This is a genomic window from Citrobacter sp. BDA59-3, assembly GCF_015167655.1.
GTDB lineage: Bacteria > Pseudomonadota > Gammaproteobacteria > Enterobacterales > Enterobacteriaceae > Phytobacter > Phytobacter diazotrophicus.
The window spans coordinates 4,209,893-4,230,889 of the sequence record NZ_CP063427.1 but is presented as its reverse complement, the minus strand read 5'-3'; the positions used below and the strand labels follow the sequence as shown (position 1 = coordinate 4,230,889).

Genomic DNA, 20,997 nt, shown 5'->3' with positions numbered 1-20,997 from the left:
ACTGTCATCGTCACTTCTGTCGATGACAGGATGCCATCTTATAAAATCTGATAAATAACAATGACATAATAACTGGCATGAAACGTGTATATCCGGCGTGATGAAACTCATTGCTGGAGAAGACGATGAACCGTTTTATTATGGCGGATGCCAGTAAATGTATTGGCTGTCGCACCTGTGAAGTTGCCTGTGTGGTCTCACATCAGGAACAACAGGACTGTGCGGCCCTTACCCCTGAAATCTTTTTACCCCGCATTCACGTTATCAAAGGCGTCAACGTATCGACGGCAACACTCTGCCGCCAGTGTGAAGACGCACCCTGCGCCAATGTCTGTCCGAATGGCGCCATCAGCCGCGACAAAGGGTTTGTCCATGTCATGCAGGAACGCTGCATTGGTTGCAAAACCTGCGTGGTCGCCTGTCCCTACGGCGCCATGGAGGTCGTGGTCCGCCCGGTCGTTCGCCATAACGGCATCGGCCTGACCATGTCCGGGCAGAAGGCTGAAGCCAACAAATGCGATTTATGCTACCAACACGAAAGTGGCCCGGCCTGTATTTCCGTATGTCCGACCAAGGCGCTGGTCTGCGTTGACCGGGAAATACTGGAAAACATGAGCGAAGAGAAGCGTCGTCGCACTGCGCTGGAAAGTGCCGTGTCGCTGGGTTTTTAAAAAATAACTTTCACTTTTAACAGGTCTGTTACTGATGAAAAAAATTACGAGCGTATGTCCCTATTGCGGCGCTGGCTGCAAACTGAAACTGGTCGTGGATAATGACAAAATTATCCGCGCCGAAGCGGCGGACGGGGAAACCAACCAGAACGAACTTTGCCTGAAAGGCTACTACGGCTGGGATTTTCTTAACGATACCAAACTGCTGACGCCTCGCCTGACACAACCGATGATCCGCTATGAGCGCGGCGGTAAACTCACCCCGGTGAGCTGGCAGGAGGCCATTCGCTATACCGCAAAACGGCTCAGTGAAATCAAAGCCAAGTTCGGCCCCCGCGCCATTATGACCACCGGTTCATCTCGCGGCACCGGCAATGAGACCAACTACGTGATGCAGAAATTTGCCCGAGGGGTCTTACATACCAATAACGTCGACTGCTGCGCACGTGTTTGTCACGGTCCTTCCGTTGCCGGGTTACAGCAAACCCTGGGCAACGGCGCAATGAGTAACTCCATCGGCGATATCGAAAACTCCCGTTGCCTGCTTGTCTTTGGCTACAACTGTGCCGATTCGCACCCAATTGTGGCAAGAAGGGTGGTTAAAGCAAAACAGAACGGGGCGAAAATTATCGTCTGCGATCCGCGCCGCATCGAAACCGCACGCATCGCTGACCAACATTTACAGCTCAAAAACGGCTGCAACATGGCGCTGGTGAACGCCTTTGGTTATGTCCTGCTGGAAGAAAAACTCTACGACCAGCGCTACGTCACGAACTTCACCACCGGGCTGGATGCCTACCGGGAAATCGTCAAAGACTATGCGCCGGAAGCGGTTGAACATCTGACGGGGGTTCCGGCACGCCAGGTCCGTGAAGCAATGCGTACTTACGCCGCCGCGCCGACCGCCACCATTATGTGGGGGATGGGCGTTACGCAATTTGGTCAGGCGGTGGACGTGGTAAAAGGGCTTTCGAGCCTGGCGCTGCTGACCGGTAACCTCGGGCGTGAGAACGTCGGCGTCGGCCCGGTGCGTGGGCAGAACAACGTGCAGGGCGCCTGCGACATGGGTGTGATCCCGAACCAGTTCCCTGGCTACCAGGATGTGGTTGATCCGCATGTCCGCGCCAAATTCGCCAAAGCCTGGGGAATCGATCCGGCGGTAATGGATGACAAAGTCGGCGTGCGTATCACCGAGGTGCCGCATCTGGCGCTGGAAGGCAAAGTTAAAGCCTATTACATCATGGGTGAAGATCCGTTACAGACCGAAGCCGATCTCAGCCTGGTGCGCAAAGGCTTTGAGGCGCTGGATTTTGTGGTCGTACAGGACATCTTTATGACCAAGACCGCGGAACAGGCGGATGTGCTGCTGCCTGCTACCTCCTGGGGCGAGCACGGCGGCGTCTTTACCTGTGCGGATCGCGGGTTCCAGCGTTTCGAAAAAGCCATCGAACCGCAATATGACGTCAAGCGTGACTGGGAAATTATCAGCCTTATCGCTACCGAAATGGGCTACCCGATGCATTACGACAATAACCAGCAAATCTGGGACGAAATGCGCGAACTGTGCCCGCTGTTCTACGGCGTAACCTACGAAAAAATGGGCGATATGGGACACGTTCAGTGGCCGTGCCCGACGCTGGATCATCCGGGAACGCGTTATCTGTATAAAGATAACAAATTCGATACTCCGGACGGGAAAGGCCTGCTGTTCGCCGCGCCATGGCGTGCCCCGGCCGAGGTGCCGGACGCGGACTTCCCGCTGGTGCTCAGCACCGTGCGCGAAGTCGGCCATTACTCCTGCCGCTCAATGACCGGTAACTGTGCGGCGTTGCAAACGCTCGCAGATGAGCCGGGTTTCGTGCAGATAAATCCGCACGATGCCGCACAGCTAGGAATTAAAAACCGGCAACTGGTATGGGTGGAGTCACGCAGGGGGAAAGTCATCAGCCGTGCCGATGTTAATGAGCGTGTTAATACCGGTTGCGTGTACATGACTTATCAATGGTGGATTGGCGCGTGTAATGAACTGACGCAGGATAATCTTGATCCCATCTCTAAAACACCGGAAACCAAATATTGCGCGGTGCGGGTGAGTGCGATCAACGATCAGGCCTGGGCCGAGGAGTACACTCAGTCGACCTATCAGCAGATGAAGACACGCTTGCGGCATGCAGCGTTGCAATAAATAACGATGACCCACAACGGCGTTTGTATTCGCGTCTATGGAAAAGTACAAGGGGTGGGCTTCCGCCCCTTTGTCTGGCAACTGGCGCAACAGCTCAATCTTACCGGTGATGTCTGTAATGACGCCCAGGGCGTCGAAGTACGCTTATGGGGCGATGAACGCCGTTTTCTCCCGTTGTTGTACCAGCAATGCCCGCCGCTGGCGCGCATTGACGATACGCAGGTTACGCCCTATCAGTGGCCACAAGCGCCGCTCAGTTTTACTATCCGCGAGAGCGCGGGCGGCACGATGAATACGCAAATTGTTCCCGATGCCGCCACCTGTCCTGCCTGTCTGGCGGAGATGAATGACCCGACAGAACGTCGCTATCGCTATCCATTTATCAACTGTACCCACTGCGGCCCGCGTTTTACCATTATTCACGCCATGCCTTATGACCGCCCCTACACCGTGATGGCGGCATTTCCCCTGTGCCCTGCCTGCGAGGCGGAGTATCGCCATCCGGCTGACCGCCGTTTTCATGCCCAGCCCGTTGCCTGCCCGGCGTGCGGCCCGCAGCTTGAGTGGCGCAGCGGAAAACAGCAGTTGACTGGCGAGGCGGCGCTACAGGCCGCCATTGCGCTGCTCAACTCCGGCGGTATCGTTGCGGTGAAAGGTATCGGCGGTTTTCATCTGGCATGTGACGCACAGCGGCAGACGGCGGTGGAGCATCTGCGTGCCCGTAAGCATCGCCCGGCGAAACCGCTGGCGGTGATGCTCCCCTCAGCAAGCGGCCTGAGCGAAGCGGCCACCCGTTTGCTGACCACGCCCGCGGCACCCATCGTGCTGGTGGCGAAAACGTTGCTGCCAGAACTGTGCCCGGCTATTGCTCCGGGGCTTGATGAGGTGGGGGTGATGCTGCCCGCCAATCCGTTACAACATCTGTTAGCCCAGGCGTTGCAGCGCCCGCTGGTGATGACGTCCGGCAACCTGAGCGGCAAGCCGCCTGCGCTGACAAATCGCCAGGCGCTTGACGACCTGGCAGAGATAGCGGACGGGTTTCTGCTGCACAACCGCGATATTGTGCAGCGTATGGACGATTCGGTGATACGCGAGAGCGGCGAGATGTTACGCCGCTCGCGTGGTTACGTGCCGGATGCCGTGCAACTGCCGCCCGGATTTCGCCATATCCCGCCCATGTTGTGTCTGGGGGCGGATATGAAAAACACCTTCTGCCTGGTGCGGGATGACAGCGCCGTGTTAAGTCAGCATTTCGGTGATTTAACCGATGAAGGGGTAGAGACACAGTGGCGTAACGCCCTGCGTCTGATGCAGACGATTTATGACTTTACCCCACAGCAGGTGGTCGCCGACGCGCACACGGGCTATCGCGCCACCCACTGGGCACAGGAGACGGGGCTTTCGCAGCACACCGTGTTGCACCACCACGCACATATCGCGGCAACGCTTGCAGAGCATGGCTGGCCACGCGACGGGGGAGATGTGATTGCCCTGGCGCTGGACGGTATCGGCATGGGGGAGAACGGGGCGCTGTGGGGGTGCGAATGTCTGCGCGTGAATTATCGCGAGGTTGAGTATTTGGGCGGGTTGCCCGCCGTGGCGCTCCCCGGCGGCGATCTGGCGGCAACCCAGCCGTGGCGCAATCTGCTGGCACAGATGCTGGCGTTTGTCCCTGACTGGCAGAATTTCCCGGAAACCGCCGTGCTGCAACGACAGAACTGGCCTGTGCTGGCGCGGGCCATAGCGCGCAATATCAACGCGCCGCTGGCGTCATCGACCGGGCGGCTGTTTGATGCCGTCGCCTGTGCGCTGGACTGCGCGCCGCTGCAGTTAAGTTATGAGGGGGAGGCGGCCTGCCGACTGGAAGCGCTGGCGATGGGCGGCGCGGATGTTACGCATCCGGTCACGCTGCCGCTTGATGGCAATCAGCTTGATTTAGCCACCTTCTGGCAGCAATGGCTGGCATGGCAGGCACCGGCCGCGCAGCGTGCCTGGGTCTTTCACGATGCGCTGGCGTGCGGCCTGGCGCAGCTTGCCCGTAAGCAGGCGGATGCGCGGCAGATTGCCACGCTCGCCTTTGGCGGCGGCGTGTTGCATAACCGTCTGCTGAAAGCCCGGTTGTCGCATTATCTTGCGGATTATACGTTGCTCTTCCCACAGCGTTTTCCCGCAGGCGATGGCGCAATCGCGTTGGGGCAGGGGGTTATCGCCGCCGCGCGGTGTCTGGCGCAGGGGTGAGGCATCGTCCCCGGTGGCGCTGCGCTAACCGGGGCTACGAGGGGGGGCGGCGTATCCAACAACCCTCTCCCTCAAGGGAGAGGGGACCGATCGTGCTCGCATCAGGCACTGACTCCCGCTGGTGCTTCGGTATGACGTAGCCCGGATAAGGCGTTTTACGCCGCATCCGGGAATGGTCACAGATTTTATTACGGCTCTCAAACAGGCAGCGTTTTTAACAACGCGAACGCTTCCTTCATCCGATCTTCGCTCACCACAAAAGCGCACAACTGCCCTTCATTGTTCAGACCGCGGGCGACCATACCCTGGGCTTCGGTAGTGATATGCCAGTTCAAATCGCGGCGTGCCGTCTCGCCTGCCAGATGCAACGGCATCTCCGGCGTTTTGACCTTCACCAGCATGGCAGGAAGCTTAAGCGGCACAGCCACGCCAGACAGATTTTTCGCCAGATACATGGCGCTAAGCTGAATCGGCTGCAGGAACGGCAGCAGCTTACCGTCAATCTCCGCACAGTCGCCGAGCGCATAAATATCCGGATTGCTGGTTTGCAGATAACTGTTCACACAAATCCCATGATTGACCGTCAGCCCGGCGCTCCGGGCCAGCCCGGTTTCTGCGCGCAGCCCGGTCGCGGCAATCACCGCATCTACTTCTATACCGCGCTGCCTGTCCAGCGTGGCGCGGATGCCCGTTTCTGTTTTCTCAAGCGCCATAAGCTGTGATTTCAACAAAAGATGTACGCCCATCCCGGTCAGTCGATGCTGCAGACGGCTACTCACTTCTGGCGGCATCAGCGAAGAGAGAATACTGGCTTCGCTATCCACCAGCGTCACCGCTTTCCCCGCGCGACAAAAATCCATCGCCAGTTCGCTGCCAATTAACCCGCCGCCGATAATCAGCACCCGTTGCGCGTCACGCAGTTGCGCTTCACAGGCCTGGTACTCCTGCTGGCTGTTAAGGGTAAGCATCAGTTCGCTGCCCGCGACGGGCGGAACAAACGCACGGGCCCCGGTTGCCAGCACCAGCTTGTCGTACTGCCACTGTTGATCTGCGCTTTTGATGACTTTCGCCTCTGTATCCAGCGCCGTCACCCGCATGTGGGGAAACAGGCGCAGGTTGAACTGCTCGGCGAAATCCCCCGCCGACTGGCGGGTGAGATCTCTGGCGCGCTGCCCAAGGCTGATGACATGGCTCAGATCCGGCTTGTTGTACTCATCCATACTGTCACTGGCAATCAGCGTCAGCGGCGTGGTGGTGTCGGTCTTGCGGATGTTTTTTACCAGTTGGCGGGCGGCAAAGCCCGACCCGATAATCACAATACCTGCGCTCATACTGCCTCCGTTGCCAGCACATCGAAGACCTCTTTGCCAAGCGAACATTCAGGGCAAAGAAAATTATCCGGCACATCACACCAGGCGGTTCCTGGCGCGACATCCTGCATGGGTTCGCCTTTTGCCGGATCGTAGACCCACTGGCAGACGCTGCACTGCATAGACGGGCCTGAATCAGCGGCGGCTTTCGCGGCACAGGCGCAGGCGGACGCCTCAACCGGTGTAGTGTTAAGCGGTGTAGGCAGAGGAGCGAGCGCCCACTGGCGGGCAATCTCCCGACCGTGCTGACGGCAGAGTTCCAGCGCATCGATATCCGGGCGCCATTTGGCTTTCAGGCCCAGCGACATCTCAAAGCCCGCATCCTGTAATCGGGTAGACAGACGATCCACCGCGCCGCCGCTCCAGCCGTGGGAGCCGAAAGCGCTGGCACGTTTGTTACGAAAACGCAGGCCGGTTATCTCTTCGACCAGGCCAGCGATTTTCGGCATCATCACGTTGTTCATGGTGGACGTGCCGACCAGCACACCTTTGGAGCGGAAGACGTTGGTCAGAATGTCGTTTTTGTCGCTGCGGGAGACGTTGAAAATTTTCACCGCCACGTTCGGGTCAACTTCATTGATGCCCTGGGCAATCGCGTCCGCCATCATGCGGGTGTTGTTCGACATGGTGTCGTAGAAAATGGTGATACGGTCTTCCTGATAATCCGCGGCCCATTTCAGGTACAGCTCAACAATCTGCGTCGGATTTTCGCGCCATACCACACCGTGGGAAGTGGCAATCATCTCCACCGGCAGATTGAAGCCAAGGATCTCGGTGATTTTTGGCGTCACCAGGCGGCTGAACGGCGTGAGGATGTTGGCGTAGTAACGCTGGCACTGCTCGAACAGTTCGGTCTGGTCCACTTCGTCGTTGAACAGGCGCTCGTCACAGTAGTGCTGACCGAAGGCGTCGTTACTGAACAGCACGGCATCGCCGGTCATATAGGTCATCATGCTATCCGGCCAGTGCAACATCGGCGTTTCGACGAAGATAAGCTGTTTGCCATTGCCGATATCCAGTGCGTCACCGGTTTTCACGGTGTGGAAATTCCACTCCGGGTGGTGGTGGTGACCGTTAATGGAGTCGATGGCATTGGTGGTGCAATAAATCGGGGTGTTCGGAATCCAGGACATCAGCTCGGTGAGTGCGCCCGCGTGGTCTTCTTCCGCGTGGTTAATAATGATGTAGTCAATCGCGTTGAGGTCGATCTCCGTGCGCAGGTTCTGCACAAACTCGCGACTGAATTTATGATCGACGGTATCAATCAGTACGTTTTTGCCTTCACGGATGAGGTAGCTGTTGTAGCTGCTGCCGCGCAGCGTTTTGTATTCGGTACCGTGGAAATCACGAACTTCCCAGTCACGTTGCCCAACCCAATGAATGTTATTTTTTACGTGAATAGCCATTTTGCTTACCTGTTCTGTGTTAAATAAGATGTGATAACTATTTCAAGATGCGTGCCATTTTTTATTTTGTTGATTTTTATAAATTTATTTTTATTTGCCCCCTGATGGGTAGTCAAAAAGACTATGAAAAAGACTGTCATTATGACAATCTGCATTGTCAAAATGACTGCGAGGCGACGATGAGTTTTTCCGTGAACGTGCTGGCGGGTATCGCCATTGAATTACAGAGCGGCATAGGCCATGCCGACCGTTTTCAGCGCCTGATGACCACCCTGCGTCAGGTGCTGGAGTGTGACGCTTCAGCGCTGCTGCGCTACGAGGCGCGGCAATTTATCCCGCTGGCGATTGATGGCCTGGCCCAGGATGTGCTGGGGCGGCGCTTTACGCTGGAAGGGCACCCGCGGCTGGAGGCGATTGCCCGCGCCGGGGATGTGGTGCGCTTCCCTGCCGACAGCGCATTGCCGGACCCCTATGACGGGCTTATCCCCGGCCAGGAGAGTCTGAAAGTCCATGCCTGTGTGGGTCTGCCGCTGTTTGCCGGGCAGAGCCTGATTGGCGCGCTCACTCTGGATGGCATGGCGCCGGATCAGTTCGATAGCTTTAGCGATGAAGAACTGCGTCTGATTGCGGCGCTGGCGGCAGGGGCGCTCAACAATGCTTTGCTGATTGAAAAGCTCGAAAGCCAGAACATGGCGCCCGGCCTGCCGACAACCTTTGAACAGGTCGCGCATACCGAAATGATCGGTCTTTCGGAGGGTATGGCGCAGCTTAAAAAAGAGATAGAGATTGTCGCCGGTTCCGATTTGAACGTGCTGATAAGCGGTGAAACCGGCACCGGTAAGGAGCTGGTGGCAAAAGCTATCCACGAAAACTCGCCCCGCGCGGCAGATGCCCTGGTCTATCTGAATTGCGCGGCACTGCCGGAAAGCGTGGCGGAAAGCGAACTGTTTGGTCATGTGAAAGGGGCGTTTACCGGGGCCATCAGCAACCGTAGCGGCAAGTTTGAAATGGCCGATAAAGGCACGCTGTTTCTGGATGAGATTGGCGAGCTGTCGCTGGCGCTGCAGGCCAAGCTGTTGCGAGTATTGCAATACGGCGATATTCAGCGTGTCGGGGATGATCGCAGCCTGCGGGTGGATGTGCGCGTGCTGGCCGCCACCAACCGCGATCTGCGCGAAGAGGTACTGGCCGGGCGTTTTCGCGCTGACCTGTTTCACCGCCTGAGCGTCTTTCCGCTGGTTGTCCCGCCGCTGCGTGAACGCGGTGAGGATGTGGTGTTACTGGCGGGGTATTTCTGCGAGCAGTGCCGTCTGCGCCTTGGCCTTGGTCGTGTCGTGCTTAGCCCCGGTGCGCGGGCGCATCTGCTGGCGTACCGTTGGCCGGGAAATGTGCGTGAGCTGGAACATGCTATTCACCGTGCGATTGTGCTGGCGCGCGGTACGCGAAGCGGGGATGACATCGTACTGGAAACGCGTCATTTTGCGCTGAGCGATGAGCCGGAGCAGAGTGTTGTTAGCGCACAGACATTGCCCGTGGAGAGACAAAATTTGCGGGAAGCGACCGATAATTTTCAGCGTACCGCCATTCGCCAGGCGCTGGAACAAAGCCAGTATAACTGGGCAGCCAGTGCGCGGCTGCTTGAGATGGATGTCGCCAACCTGCATCGGCTGGCGAAACGTCTGGGGCTGAAGGATTAAATAATTCCGGCCTGATAAAAGGCCTGCAGGTTAATCGCGCCAACCAGCTTACCGCTGTCATCCACCACCGGAGCCGCGGAGATTTTGCGTTTCATTAGCACCTCTTTGGCATCGATAGCGCGGCTCCCGGCGTTAAGGGTGATGCCCCCTTTCGTCATCGCGTCACTGATGTTCGCATCCAGCGCACCGCCTGCAACCAGCCAGCGTCGCAGGTCGCCATCAGAGAAGATACCCAGAATCTCCTCCGCGTCACCGCAGACGGCCACCATCCCCATCCCCGTATGGCTAAGTTCCAGCATCGTGTCCATTACCGTGGCGTTAATGCGCACATGGGGGATATCTTCTTTACGCATCAGGTGATGGACTTTGTTGAGCAGACGCGCACCCAGTGCTCCTGCCGGGTGTGAACGGGCAAAATCTTCCTCGTTAAAGCCGCGCGCCTGCATAACGGCCATCGCCAGCGCGTCACCGAGCATCAATGTATTGACGGTGCTGGAGGTAGGGGCCAGCAACATTGGGCAGGCTTCACGTTCAACGGAAATATCCAGCACTGCGTCTGCCGCCAGCGCCAGCGGCGACAAAGATTTTCCGGTCATGGCCAGCACGGTCACCGATCGTTCCTTTAACTGCGGCAGGATCAGATCCAGCTCTTTAGCCGATCCGGAATAGGAGATAAAGAGCAGCACATCGCGGCTTTCAATCATCCCTAAATCGCCGTGCAGGGCTTCTGCCGCATGGACAAAGAAGGCAGGGGTACCAGTACTGGCGAGGGTGGCGGCAATCTTTTTGCCAATATGTCCGGATTTGCCAATGCCCGAGACAATCACTTTACCCCGGCAATGAATAATGGCATCAGCGGCGCGTAAAAACGCCTCGCCCAGGCGCTCCGGCAGGCGGCTGGCTTCTTGCAACTCTAGCAGCAGCGTCTGACGTGCGGTGTTCAGTAAAAGCTCACTCATTTTTTTCTCCGGCGACGATCACTTCGATCCCTTTCTCTTCCAGTGCGGCGCGAAAATCTGTCGGGATCCCGGCATCGGTAATTAATTTATCGACGCTTTCCAGGCTGCACACAATGTTCGGGCTTTTGCGGCCAAATTTGGACGAATCCGCCATCAGGATCACTTCCCGTGCCGCGTTGCACATGGCTTTACTGACGGTGAAAACTTCATTGAAGGTGGTGACCCCTGCATTCAAATCGATGCCGTCGGTACCCATAAACAGTTTGTCGAAGCTGAAATGTTCGAAGGCGTTTTCCGCCAGTTGCCCATGAAAGGAGGCGGATTTTTTACGAAAGGTGCCGCCCGGCATCAGGATGGTTTGCTCGTTATCGAGTTCGGATAGCGCATTGACGATATGCAGGCTGTTGGTCATCACGGTGATGTTATTGAAATGGCTTAGTAAAGGAACCATTTGCAGCACGGTGCTGCCCGCGTCAAGAATGATGGAATCGCCATCCTGAATAAAGCCCACGGCGGTTTCGGCAATCAGCCCTTTTTGCAGGGTGTTGATGAGGGTCTTATGGTCGATCGGGGGATCGGCTTCGTCTTTATTGAGCACGACGCCGCCATAGGTGCGGATGACCGCGCCGGAGTGTTCCAGCACCACTAAATCTTTCCGTATGGTGGTGCCCGTGGTGTCGAAGTGTGCTGCCAGCTCTTCAACAGAACATTTTCCCTGCTTTTGCAGATGCTCAAGAATGGCTGCCTGCCGCTGACGTGGTTTCATGGGCGCTTTTATCCTGCGTTAAGTTGCAAAATGATAATTTCGCAAGCTCATTGCGTTCACAACGAAATTATCCATGTTTCAATTTAAGCGCCAATAATAGAGCATTCTGACAGCCCGGATCATGGGGAAAGATCACATCAGGCTCTAATTCCTCACGTTTCATGCCGAGCAGGGCGTCGATTTTTGCGGGCCTGGCAAAAACGGTGAGTCCGCGCATGAGCAACGTATCGGTGACGCGGTCTTGTTTATCGAAGGCAACCGCAAGGATAACGCGTGGTTTGAAACGCCCGCCAGAGCGTCCGACGCCAACGCGCCCTTGCTGGCAGAGCGCATCAAAGGCGCGGTTAAACTGGCGAATCTGCCAGCCGCCCAGTGCCAGTTGGCTGAGCCAGGCGATGACAGCTACGGTGATGAGTGCAGAAACCATCATGTCTCCTTTTCCCGGATGTCGGCGCGAGCGCCTTATCCGGGTTACGGTTTATGTGCCGGGCGGTGCCCGGTTTCCTCCCTCTCCCTGTGGGAGAGGCTACGGTTTGGTAGCGCCGATAAGCGTAGCGCCACCGGGGGATACCCTCAGGAACGGGCGGAGGGCATCAGGCCACCCGGTTCAGAACATCACCTGCCCGCCGGTAATATTGATTGATTGCCCGGTACAGTAAGAGGCCTTCGTGCTTGCGTAAAACAGCAGCACATCCAGCACATCCTGATAATCGCAGCCACGTTTAAGCGGAACCTTATCAATGTAATGCTGCTCAACCTGATCGGCGGCAATCCCCAGTTTGCTGGCATATTGCGGGATCAGGGACTGGAACATCGGTGATTTCAGAAGGTTGCCGAGCATCAACGAATGAACCGTAATCCCGTATTCCGCGAGATCCAGCGCCAGGGATTGTGTCAGGCCCACACCGCCAAACTTCGCCGCGCTATAGCCTGAGTTGTGCTTACTGCCCACCTTGCCGGACTTCGAATTGATCTGAATAATGCGCCCCTTAATCCCGTCGCGAATCATCAGCCGCGAAAACTCACGGGCACACAGGAAATAACCCACCAGATTGACCTGCAATGAGCGGTCAAAATCCCCGAGCTGCACATCGCTGATAAACGCCGCTTTGGCAATTCCCGCGCTATAGACCAGCAAATCCGTGCGGCCAAAAATCTCATCCACGCCACGGGCAAGCGCCAGTACGCTCTGCTCGCTGGTGGCATCAGCGCCAAAACCGTAGGCCATGCCTTCACCGAACTCCGCGTTAATTTCGTGTGCCACGGTTGCGGCTTTATCACTTTGAATATCCACTACCGCTACGCGATAGCCCTCTGCGGCCAGCCCACGGCTGAGGAACGCCCCGAGTGTTTGTCCCCCACCAATGACAACGGCAACCTGTTTCATACTTTTCTCCTTACGACTTAAGCGACAAATTTCAGTGTGCAACCAGGATTGATGCTTTCCGGCACGTCACCTGCGACGTGTACCGTGCCGGGATATTCCGCCTGCGTCTGTCCATCGAAGCGCAGGGTAATATGGCCAAGCTCGCGCAGATTCAGCTCTGCCACCTCACCGACGGCGGTAACCGGATACTGCTTACCGCCCAGCTCGAAGCGGGCGCCAGGCGTAAGGTGTCCGCAAAAGTCGCTATGACAGTGGATAAAACAAAACTCAGCCACATCGGCGGGGGCCCCTTCCCGGAAGGTAATCAGCATCCGGTCGCCAAGCGCGTCGCGTGCGCAGTCGCCAATCTGAGTAATGGTGGTTTGATAAATCACGCTCATGAGCAACCTCTTATTGATAAATAAAGCCCGAAACAAACCAGGCGATAAGCACCGTTGGCGCACCCGTTAAGAAGCGGCTAACCAGTACAGACGGCACGCCGACGCGCACGGTGTCCTGGCGTGCTTCTGCCAGGGAAAGCCCAACGGGGATAAAGTCACATGCGGCCTGGGCGTTAATAGCGAACAGGGCTGGCAGGGCAAGGTACGGTGGGATATTTCCCTGACCGATTTGCACACCAATCAACACGCCAATAACCTGAGCAATGACCGCCCCTGGGCCGAGGAACGGTGACAGCAACGGGAAGGAACAAATCAGCGCTAGCGTCACCAGCCCTAACGGATGACTGGCAAGGGGGGCCAGGCCGTGGGCTATCCAGTCACCCAAACCGGAGGCCATAATGATCCCGATAAGTGCCGAGACGAATGCCATAAACGGCAGGATGGTTTTCAGCACCGTATCGATGGTGTCGCGCCCGGCCTGGAACAGTACAGCGACGGCTGAGCCCATACCCATGCCGACTTTGGCCAGCAGACCATCGCTCTGCTCGGTGATTTTTTTGCTGGTGTCATAATCACGGGCAGTAGCTTCGCGTTGTGCCGGTGTACGGGGCACCTCGCCATCCTGCCAGTAGATATTTTCCTCTCTTACGCCAGAGACATAGATATCTTCCAGGATGTACTGCGCCAGCGGGCCTGACTTGCCGGTGGCATGGATATTGATGGTGGGAATGCGCCGTTTCGGGTAAATGCCGCAGCGTAACGTACCGCCGCAGTCGATGACTGCAACGCCGATTTCCGCTTCTGCCGGTTCTCCCTCTTTAAAGCCATCCACCGCTTCCCAGCCGGTCATTTGTGCCAGCTTGTCGACGATCGCCGGTCGCGTTCCGGCCGTGATATAGACGATCTTCTTGTTCGCGGTGGGATCGAGCGCCAGTGGGCCGCCCCAGCCGCCGGTACCTTTTTCAATCACAATGCGGCTCATGATGTTGCTCCTGCCAGTTGTACTTTCCGCTCAAGCTGAATGCCCATTTTTTTCTCGAAAATCGCGGTCGTCAGATCGGTAATCCAGCCACGGAAGAAGTTAGTGACCAGACCAACCAGCAGGTAGCTCACGGCAAGTGGCCCCAGCGGCAGACCGAGGGTAGTCAGACCGTTGGCGATGCCTAAATAGACGAACAATTCGCCGGGATTGATATGGGGGAACAGGCCATTCATTGAGTGGCAACTGTAAGAAGCGGCGGCGTAATAACTGGGCTTGTAACGTTCCGGCATAAAGCGTCCGAGACTGAGCGTCATCGGGTTGCAGAAAACAAAGGTGCCCACGCACGGCAGCAGCAGATAACGGGTTACCGGATTGCCAGCGCAACGCTGCGCCAGCCGCTCAATACGATGCTGACCAATGAAATTGATCAGTGCGTTCATGATAACCAGCAGACTTATCAGCAGCGGCAGAATACCGGTGACCATCCCGGTAAACACAACCCCGCCTTTCTGAAACAGCCCGATGAACCATTCGGCACCATGAGTAATGGTTTCGATCATTGTTCTCTCCTGTAGGGTTTTCTCGTTGTTGCAAAACTGGGACTTATAATAATCATTATGAAAGTTTAAAAAGTGTTATTTAGATCTCAATATGAAAGATAAAATGATCATTGTGAAAGTTTTTGGTAAGTAGAAGGTGTGAAGTGAAGACAAACACGGCATTTCAGATAAGAGGAGAGAGAAGAAACATGGAAGCCGCTTCCTTGTGGAAGCCCGCATGCTTTACCATAATTCCTCCTGGTTGAATGAATTGTTAAATGGATGTCCCATGTTTAAGCGTCGTTACGCAGCGCTCCTCCCTGCGCTCGTTTTACTTGCCGCCTGCAGCAGCAAACCTCATCAAACCGCAGCATCTACCGACGGTGTGATAACCGGTCAGCCTGCGGAACCCTCTGGCGGTTTCCTGCTCAAGCCGCAGCATAATGTGATGGCAATGGGCGGCGACTTCGCCAATAACCCGGCGGCGGAGCAGTTCATCAATGAAATGGTGAGCAAACACGGCTTTGACCGTCAGCAGTTACACGAAATTCTCTCTCAGGCGAAGCGACTTGATTACGTGCTGCGCCTGATGGACCGCCAGGCACCAACCGGCCCGGCGCCGGTAGGGCCGAATGGCGCATGGCTGCGCTATCGCAGCCAGTTCATCACTCCCGATAACGTGCAAAACGGCGTGGCGTTCTGGAATCAATATGAAGACGCTCTGAATCGCGCATGGATGGTCTACGGCGTACCGCCGGAAATTATCGTTGGCATTATCGGCGTGGAAACCCGCTGGGGCCGCGTGATGGGCAAAACGCGTATTCTTGATGCGCTGGCGACGCTCTCCTTCGACTATCCACGCCGCGCCGCGTATTTCTCCAGCGAACTGGAAACGTTCCTGCTGATGGCGCGAGATGAAAGTGATGATCCGCTCGATTTGAAAGGTTCGTTCGCCGGTGCGATGGGCTACGGTCAGTTTATGCCGTCGTCTTACAAACAGTATGCCGTTGATTTTAATGGCGATGGGCATATCAACCTGTGGGATCCAGTTGATGCCATCGGCAGCGTGGCAAACTACTTTAAAGAACATGGTTGGGTGAAAGGCGATCTGGTGGCGGTGCCTGCTAATGGCCAGGCTGCCGGACTGGCGAATGGCTTTAAAACCAACTACAGCGTGGCGCAACTGGCGTCAGCGGGCTTAACGCCGCAGCAACCGTTGGGTAACCACCAACAGGCCAGCCTGCTGCGTCTGGATGTTGGCACCAATTATGAGTACTGGTACGGCTTACCCAACTTCTACACCATCACCCGTTACAACAGCAGCACGCACTACGCGATGGCGGTCTGGCAGCTTGGTCAGGCGGTTGCGCTGGCGCGCGTTCGCTAATTGTCAGCCCCTCCTGCGGGAGGGGTTGAAACATTTCGACGCATTCACCCGATAAATTCCCGTTTACTTCATCACTGCTTCTGATTATTGTTATGTTATAACATTATGAAGGTTCAGTGATGATGGATATAACCCTTTTCTCCTGCGCCAGCGCGGTCCGGCTTGGACTGGCTGCGGCGTTGCTAGTTGTGCTGTGGCTGCTTACGGCATGGTCGGTGGCGCTGGCATGATTGAGCTTGATCATCTGGTGGCGGGCTACGGCTCGCGCGCCATTACCCCTTCTCTGTGTGGTGTCATTGAAGCCGGCAGCATGACCGCAATTGTCGGGGCCAATGGCTGCGGCAAATCGACGTTACTCAAAACGCTGGCAGGCATACTGCCGCCGGTCAGTGGCACGCTGCGCTGGACGCCTTCACGCCCGGTTATCGGCTGGCTGGCACAGCGGCAGACGCTGGACCCGCATTTTCCCATTACGGTGCAGGATGTGGTTAGCATGGGGGCCTGGCCGCGTATCCCGCTTTTTCGCGGTCTTAATCGCCAGGCCAGGGCGCATGCTGCAGAAGCGCTGGAGCGGGTGGGGCTGCTGACGATGGCGCGCACCACCGTTGAAGCCCTCTCCGGTGGTCAGTTTCAGCGCATGCTTTTTGCCCGCATGTGGTTACAGCATGCGCCGCTCGTCATGCTCGATGAACCCTTTACCGGCATTGATGAGGCCACAAGCCAGGTGCTGATGGAGCAGATTGTCGATATGCATCAGCAGGGGCAAACCATCCTCGCCGTGTTGCACGATAGCGAACGTGTCAAACGCTACTTCCCCCAGACGCTGCGTTTGGATACAGAAAGCGCCCATTGGGGGGCGACTGACGTGACCCTGACGCAGAACAGCGGAGCGTGCCTGGCATGATATGGCATCTCTTTTTCCAGCCGTTTATTGAGTTCGGCTTTATGCGCCGCGCGCTGGTGGTGTGTCTGGCTTTATCCGTCAGCACCACGGCGCTGGGTGTCTTTTTGCAACTGCGGCGTATGAGCCTGATGGGCGATGCGCTCTCGCACGCGATTTTACCCGGCGTGGCGGCAGGCTACTTGCTCAACGGCATGTCATTACTGGCGATGAGTCTGGGCGGTTTTTGTGCAGGAATTATCGTGGCGCTGGTGGCCGGGATCATCAGCCGACGCACGCCGCTCAAAGAGGACGCCAGCTTTGCCGGTTTGTATCTCGCGTCACTGGCGCTGGGCGTGACGCTGGTCTCGCTGCGTGGCTCAAGCGTTGACCTGCTGCATTTACTGTTTGGCTCGGTCCTGGCGGTCGATCAGGACGCGGCGTTGTTTGTCGCGGGCGTCGCCAGCCTGACGCTCCTGTGTCTGGCGCTGTTTTATCGCGGACTGGTGAGTGAAGCCTTCGACAGCAGTTTTTTGCAGATTAACGCGCCGCGACTGCCCGCTCTGCTGCACAGCCTGTTTCTGGCACTGCTGGTGTTAAACCTCGTGGCCGGGTTTCAGGTGCTGGGCACATTAATGGCGGTGGGGGTGATGATTTTACCGGCGGTAGCCGCACGCTGCTGGGCGCGAACACTCCCTGGCCTGCTTTTATTTGCAGGCGTTAGCGGCGCGCTGTGCGCATGGTTTGGTCTGAGCCTTTCGTGGATGGCAGGGCTACCTGCGGGGCCATCTATCGTCCTGAGCGCGAGCGTCGTGTTTATTTTTTCCATCTTATTCGGCGTGCGCAGCACCTTACGCACACAAAAAACAGGCAAGGAGACATAATGAAAAAGGCAGGTGTGGTTCTGGCATTAGCACTTGGGCTGATGACGCAAAGTGTCATGGCGAAAACATTAAACGTGGTCGCCAGTTTCTCGGTACTGGGGGATATCGCCGCCAAAACCGGTGGCGATCATGTGAAAGTCACTACGCTTGTCGGGCCGGATGGCGACCCGCATACCTTCGAGCCGAGCGCCAAAGATAGCGCGTTGCTCAATAGGGCCGATGTGGTGGTGGTCAATGGTCTGGGGCTGGAAGGCTGGCTGGACCGGCTGGTGAAAGCGTCTGGCTTTAAAGGGGTTGTGGTTGTCGCTTCTGAGGGCGTTTCGACCCATACGCTGCAAGAAGACGGCAAAACTGTGACCGACCCGCACGCCTGGAATAGTGCGGCTAACGGTGCGCTCTATGCGAAGAATATTCTTGCGGCGTACGTCAAAGCCGATCCGCAGGATGAAGCGGCGCTGAAGGCGACCGGCCAGCGTTATATTGAGCAGGTTCAGCAGCTCAATAGCTGGGCGAAAACCCAGTTTGACGCGGTACCGCAAGAGAAACGCAAAGTGCTGACCAGCCACGACGCGTTTGGTTACTTTGGCCGGGCGTACGGCGTAACGTTCCTCGCCCCGCAGGGTATCTCCTCTGAAAGTGAAGCCAGCGCGCAGCAGGTGGTCGAGCTGATTAAGCAGATTAAAGCCGACGGCGTGCATACCTGGTTTATGGAAAACCAGCTTGATCCGCGCCTGGTCAAACAGATTGCCAGCGCGACCGGCGCACAGCCTGGCGGAGAGCTCTATCCTGAGGCGCTGAGCAAAAAAGGGGGCGTGGCGGACTCATACGTCAAAGCGTTTCGCCACAATGTTGAAACCATCGCCAACAGCATGAAATAACCTCTCTAAGCCAGCGAAAGCTGGCTTTTTTCTGAAGCCTCCTCGTAAATTCGTCACCGCATCCCCACCTTTATCCTGAAAGTGGTATCTTTTGCGCCACGGTTTTTGTACGACAGGGGGCACTATGACTGACAGCGAATTAATGCAACTAAGTGAGCGTGTGGGGCTGGCGCTCAAGGCGCGCGGGGCGACCGTCACCACGGCGGAATCCTGTACGGGTGGCTGGGTGGCAAAAGCCATTACCGATATCGCAGGGAGCTCCGCCTGGTTTGAGCGTGGCTTTGTCACCTACAGTAATGAGGCCAAGTCGCAGATGATTGGCGTCAAGGCCGAAACGCTCGCGGCACATGGCGCAGTGAGTGAACCCGTAGTGGTGGAGATGGCGATTGGCGCGCTAAAAGCCGCGCGGGCGGATTACGCTATCTCAATAAGCGGCATTGCCGGGCCGGACGGTGGCAGCGACAGCAAGCCTGTCGGCACCGTGTGGTTTGGGTTTGCCAGTGTAAGCGGGCAGGGCATTACCCGCCGCGAGTGCTTCGATGGAGACCGCGAAGCGGTGCGTCGTCAGGCGACGGTGTATGCGTTGCAAACACTGTGGCAACATTTTCTACAAAACACTTGATACTGTATGACCATACAGTATAATTGCGACAACAGAACAGAAATTCACGGCGGAGCATAGTCGCTTCACCTTGCATGACAGGAGTAATAATGGCTATCGACGAAAACAAACAAAAGGCGCTTGCGGCCGCACTGGGTCAGATCGAAAAGCAATTCGGTAAAGGCTCCATCATGCGTCTGGGTGAAGACCGTTCTATGGATGTCGAAACGATCTCCACCGGTTCACTTTCGCTGGATATCGCACTGGGTGCGGGCGGTCTGCCAATGGGCCGTATTGTTGAAATTTACGGGCCAGAATCGTCCGGTAAAACGACGTTGACCCTCCAGGTTATTGCCGCGGCACAGCGTGAAGGTAAAACCTGTGCGTTTATCGACGCCGAACACGCTCTGGACCCTGTATACGCACGTAAGCTGGGCGTTGATATCGACAACCTGCTGTGTTCTCAGCCTGATACCGGTGAGCAGGCGCTGGAAATCTGTGATGCGCTGGCACGCTCTGGTGCCGTTGACGTTATCGTTGTCGACTCCGTTGCGGCGCTGACGCCGAAAGCAGAAATCGAAGGCGAAATCGGTGACTCTCACATGGGCCTCGCGGCACGTATGATGAGCCAGGCGATGCGTAAACTGGCAGGTAACCTTAAGCAGTCCAACACGCTGCTGATCTTTATCAACCAGATCCGTATGAAAATTGGCGTCATGTTCGGTAACCCGGAAACCACCACCGGTGGTAACGCGCTGAAATTCTACGCCTCTGTTCGTCTGGATATTCGTCGCGTTGGCGCGGTGAAAGAGGGCGACAATGTGGTGGGTAGCGAAACCCGCGTGAAAGTGGTGAAAAACAAAATCGCTGCACCGTTCAAACAGGCTGAGTTCCAGATCCTCTACGGCGAAGGTATTAACTTCTACGGCGAGCTGGTTGACCTGGGCGTGAAAGAGAAGCTGATTGAAAAAGCGGGCGCCTGGTACAGCTACAACGGCGAGAAAATCGGTCAGGGTAAAGCGAATGCGACAAACTGGCTGAAAGAAAACCCGGCAACGGCGAAAGAAATCGAGAAGAAAGTTCGTGAGATCCTGCTCAGCAATCCTTCCTCCGGTGCCGATTTCTCGGTGGACGACAGCGGTGAAGGTGTCGAAGAAACCAACGAAGATTTCTGATAATCTGAATGACAATCAAGGGCTGCGGATGCAGCCCTTTTGTTTTTCAGAGTCTGCCAGGATTTAACCATGTCTGACAACATGCCCCGACGCTCCGCTTACGCCCGCCTGCTTGACCGCGCCTTACGCATTTTGGCCATGCGTGACCATGCGGAACAGGAACTTCGCAGAAAACTTACCGCCCCGGTTATGGGGAAAAATGGTCTGGAAAAAATGGATGCCACGCCGGAAGATGTCGATAAAGTCATCGCCTGGTGCATGGAAAATAACTACCTCGACGATGCGCGCTTTGCCCGTCAGTTCATTGCCAGCCGCAGTCGCAAAGGATACGGCCCTGCGCGTATCCGCCAGGAAATGGGCCAGAAGGGGCTGGCGCGGGATATCTGCGAAAGCGCGATGCGAGAATGCGATATCGACTGGTGCGAACTTGCCCGGGAACAGGCGCAACGCAAATTCGGCGAGCCGCTACCCGTGGCTTTTGCGGAGAAAGTAAAAGTGCAACGCTTTTTACTCTATCGCGGTTATTTACTGGAAGATATTCAGGAAATCTGGCGAAATTTTGCCGGTTGACCGCATACGGGATTTTACTTCGTAGTAAAGAAAACTTATCTT

The 20,997-nt window shown here is 56.5% G+C and carries 20 protein-coding genes; 11 read left to right on the top strand and 9 right to left on the bottom strand.

The window, feature by feature from the left end:
- Positions 1-125: 125 nt before the first annotated feature.
- From hydN to hypF, 3 genes are read left to right on the top strand one after another with little or no spacing between them, the layout of a single operon-like run.
- Positions 126-671 (top strand): electron transport protein HydN, encoded by a 546-nt coding sequence (gene hydN, locus IP582_RS19905; RefSeq protein WP_193794224.1) that lies wholly within the window; start codon positions 126-128, stop codon positions 669-671.
- Between the two features lie 34 nt (positions 672-705).
- On the top strand, positions 706-2,856 hold the full coding sequence (gene fdhF, locus IP582_RS19900) for a formate dehydrogenase subunit alpha (protein WP_193794223.1): 2,151 nt from the start codon (positions 706-708) through the stop codon (positions 2,854-2,856).
- 6 nt (positions 2,857-2,862) lie between these two features.
- Entirely contained in the window at positions 2,863-5,094 is a 2,232-nt protein-coding gene (hypF, locus tag IP582_RS19895) for a carbamoyltransferase HypF (RefSeq protein WP_193794222.1), read from the top strand.
- 197 nt (positions 5,095-5,291) lie between these two features.
- Here the strand turns inward: hypF and norW are convergent, their stop codons facing one another.
- Together norW and norV are read right to left on the bottom strand one after the other, a co-directional pair.
- Positions 5,292-6,425: an NADH:flavorubredoxin reductase NorW gene (gene norW / locus IP582_RS19890; protein WP_193794221.1), complete on the bottom strand. Its 1,134-nt coding sequence runs from the start codon at positions 6,423-6,425 to the stop codon at positions 5,292-5,294.
- Positions 6,422-7,870 (bottom strand): anaerobic nitric oxide reductase flavorubredoxin, encoded by a 1,449-nt coding sequence (gene norV, locus IP582_RS19885; protein WP_193794220.1) that lies wholly within the window; start codon positions 7,868-7,870, stop codon positions 6,422-6,424. The genes norW and norV overlap by 4 nt, the downstream gene beginning before the upstream one ends.
- A gap of 179 nt (positions 7,871-8,049) precedes the next feature.
- Here norV and norR point away from each other — a divergent pair, with 179 nt between their 5' ends.
- Positions 8,050-9,567 carry a nitric oxide reductase transcriptional regulator NorR gene (gene norR, locus IP582_RS19880; protein ID WP_193794219.1) on the top strand — a complete coding sequence of 506 codons (1,518 nt, stop codon included), beginning with the start codon at positions 8,050-8,052 and terminating at the stop codon, positions 9,565-9,567.
- Here the strand turns inward: norR and gutQ are convergent.
- The 7 genes from gutQ to srlA form a co-directional block, all read right to left on the bottom strand.
- Positions 9,564-10,526 (bottom strand): arabinose-5-phosphate isomerase GutQ, encoded by a 963-nt coding sequence (gene gutQ / locus IP582_RS19875; RefSeq protein WP_193794218.1) that lies wholly within the window; start codon positions 10,524-10,526, stop codon positions 9,564-9,566. The genes norR and gutQ overlap by 4 nt on opposite strands.
- Positions 10,519-11,292, bottom strand: coding sequence for a DNA-binding transcriptional repressor (locus IP582_RS19870; protein ID WP_193794217.1), 774 nt, complete (start codon positions 11,290-11,292; stop codon positions 10,519-10,521). Before IP582_RS19870 ends, gutQ begins: the two co-directional genes overlap by 8 nt.
- Before the next feature lie 67 nt (positions 11,293-11,359).
- Positions 11,360-11,719: a transcriptional regulator GutM gene (gene gutM, locus IP582_RS19865; RefSeq protein WP_039077632.1), complete on the bottom strand. Its 360-nt coding sequence runs from the start codon at positions 11,717-11,719 to the stop codon at positions 11,360-11,362.
- Positions 11,720-11,899: 180 nt separating this feature from the next.
- A complete protein-coding gene (srlD, locus tag IP582_RS19860; protein WP_039077631.1) occupies positions 11,900-12,679 on the bottom strand; it encodes a sorbitol-6-phosphate dehydrogenase in 780 nt (259 codons plus the stop codon).
- Between the two features lie 17 nt (positions 12,680-12,696).
- The gene (srlB, locus tag IP582_RS19855; protein ID WP_193794216.1) at positions 12,697-13,059 is read right to left on the bottom strand and encodes a PTS glucitol/sorbitol transporter subunit IIA; all 363 of its coding nucleotides are present in this window, start codon (positions 13,057-13,059) and stop codon (positions 12,697-12,699) included.
- Positions 13,060-13,069: 10 nt separating this feature from the next.
- Positions 13,070-14,041 (bottom strand): PTS glucitol/sorbitol transporter subunit IIB, encoded by a 972-nt coding sequence (locus IP582_RS19850; RefSeq protein ID WP_193794215.1) that lies wholly within the window; start codon positions 14,039-14,041, stop codon positions 13,070-13,072.
- Positions 14,038-14,601 (bottom strand): PTS glucitol/sorbitol transporter subunit IIC, encoded by a 564-nt coding sequence (srlA, locus tag IP582_RS19845; protein WP_193794214.1) that lies wholly within the window; start codon positions 14,599-14,601, stop codon positions 14,038-14,040. Before srlA ends, IP582_RS19850 begins: the two co-directional genes overlap by 4 nt.
- A gap of 268 nt (positions 14,602-14,869) precedes the next feature.
- Here srlA and mltB point away from each other — a divergent pair, with 268 nt between their 5' ends.
- The 7 genes from mltB to recX all read left to right on the top strand — a co-directional run bounded on the left by mltB (position 14,870) and on the right by recX (position 20,955).
- Positions 14,870-15,967, top strand: coding sequence for a lytic murein transglycosylase B (mltB, locus tag IP582_RS19840; protein ID WP_193794213.1), 1,098 nt, complete (start codon positions 14,870-14,872; stop codon positions 15,965-15,967).
- Positions 15,968-16,193: 226 nt separating this feature from the next.
- Entirely contained in the window at positions 16,194-16,871 is a 678-nt protein-coding gene (locus IP582_RS19835; RefSeq protein ID WP_193794212.1) for a metal ABC transporter ATP-binding protein, read from the top strand.
- Positions 16,868-17,731: a metal ABC transporter permease gene (locus tag IP582_RS19830; protein WP_193794211.1), complete on the top strand. Its 864-nt coding sequence runs from the start codon at positions 16,868-16,870 to the stop codon at positions 17,729-17,731. The genes IP582_RS19835 and IP582_RS19830 overlap by 4 nt, the downstream gene beginning before the upstream one ends.
- On the top strand, positions 17,731-18,609 hold the full coding sequence (locus IP582_RS19825; protein ID WP_193794210.1) for a metal ABC transporter substrate-binding protein: 879 nt from the start codon (positions 17,731-17,733) through the stop codon (positions 18,607-18,609). The genes IP582_RS19830 and IP582_RS19825 overlap by 1 nt, the downstream gene beginning before the upstream one ends.
- A 124-nt stretch (positions 18,610-18,733) precedes the next feature.
- On the top strand, positions 18,734-19,231 hold the full coding sequence (gene pncC / locus IP582_RS19820; protein ID WP_039077623.1) for a nicotinamide-nucleotide amidase: 498 nt from the start codon (positions 18,734-18,736) through the stop codon (positions 19,229-19,231).
- 89 nt (positions 19,232-19,320) lie between these two features.
- Entirely contained in the window at positions 19,321-20,385 is a 1,065-nt protein-coding gene (gene recA, locus IP582_RS19815) for a recombinase RecA (protein WP_039077622.1), read from the top strand.
- Positions 20,386-20,454: 69 nt separating this feature from the next.
- Positions 20,455-20,955: a recombination regulator RecX gene (gene recX / locus IP582_RS19810; protein WP_193794209.1), complete on the top strand. Its 501-nt coding sequence runs from the start codon at positions 20,455-20,457 to the stop codon at positions 20,953-20,955.
- Positions 20,956-20,997: the final 42 nt, after the last annotated feature.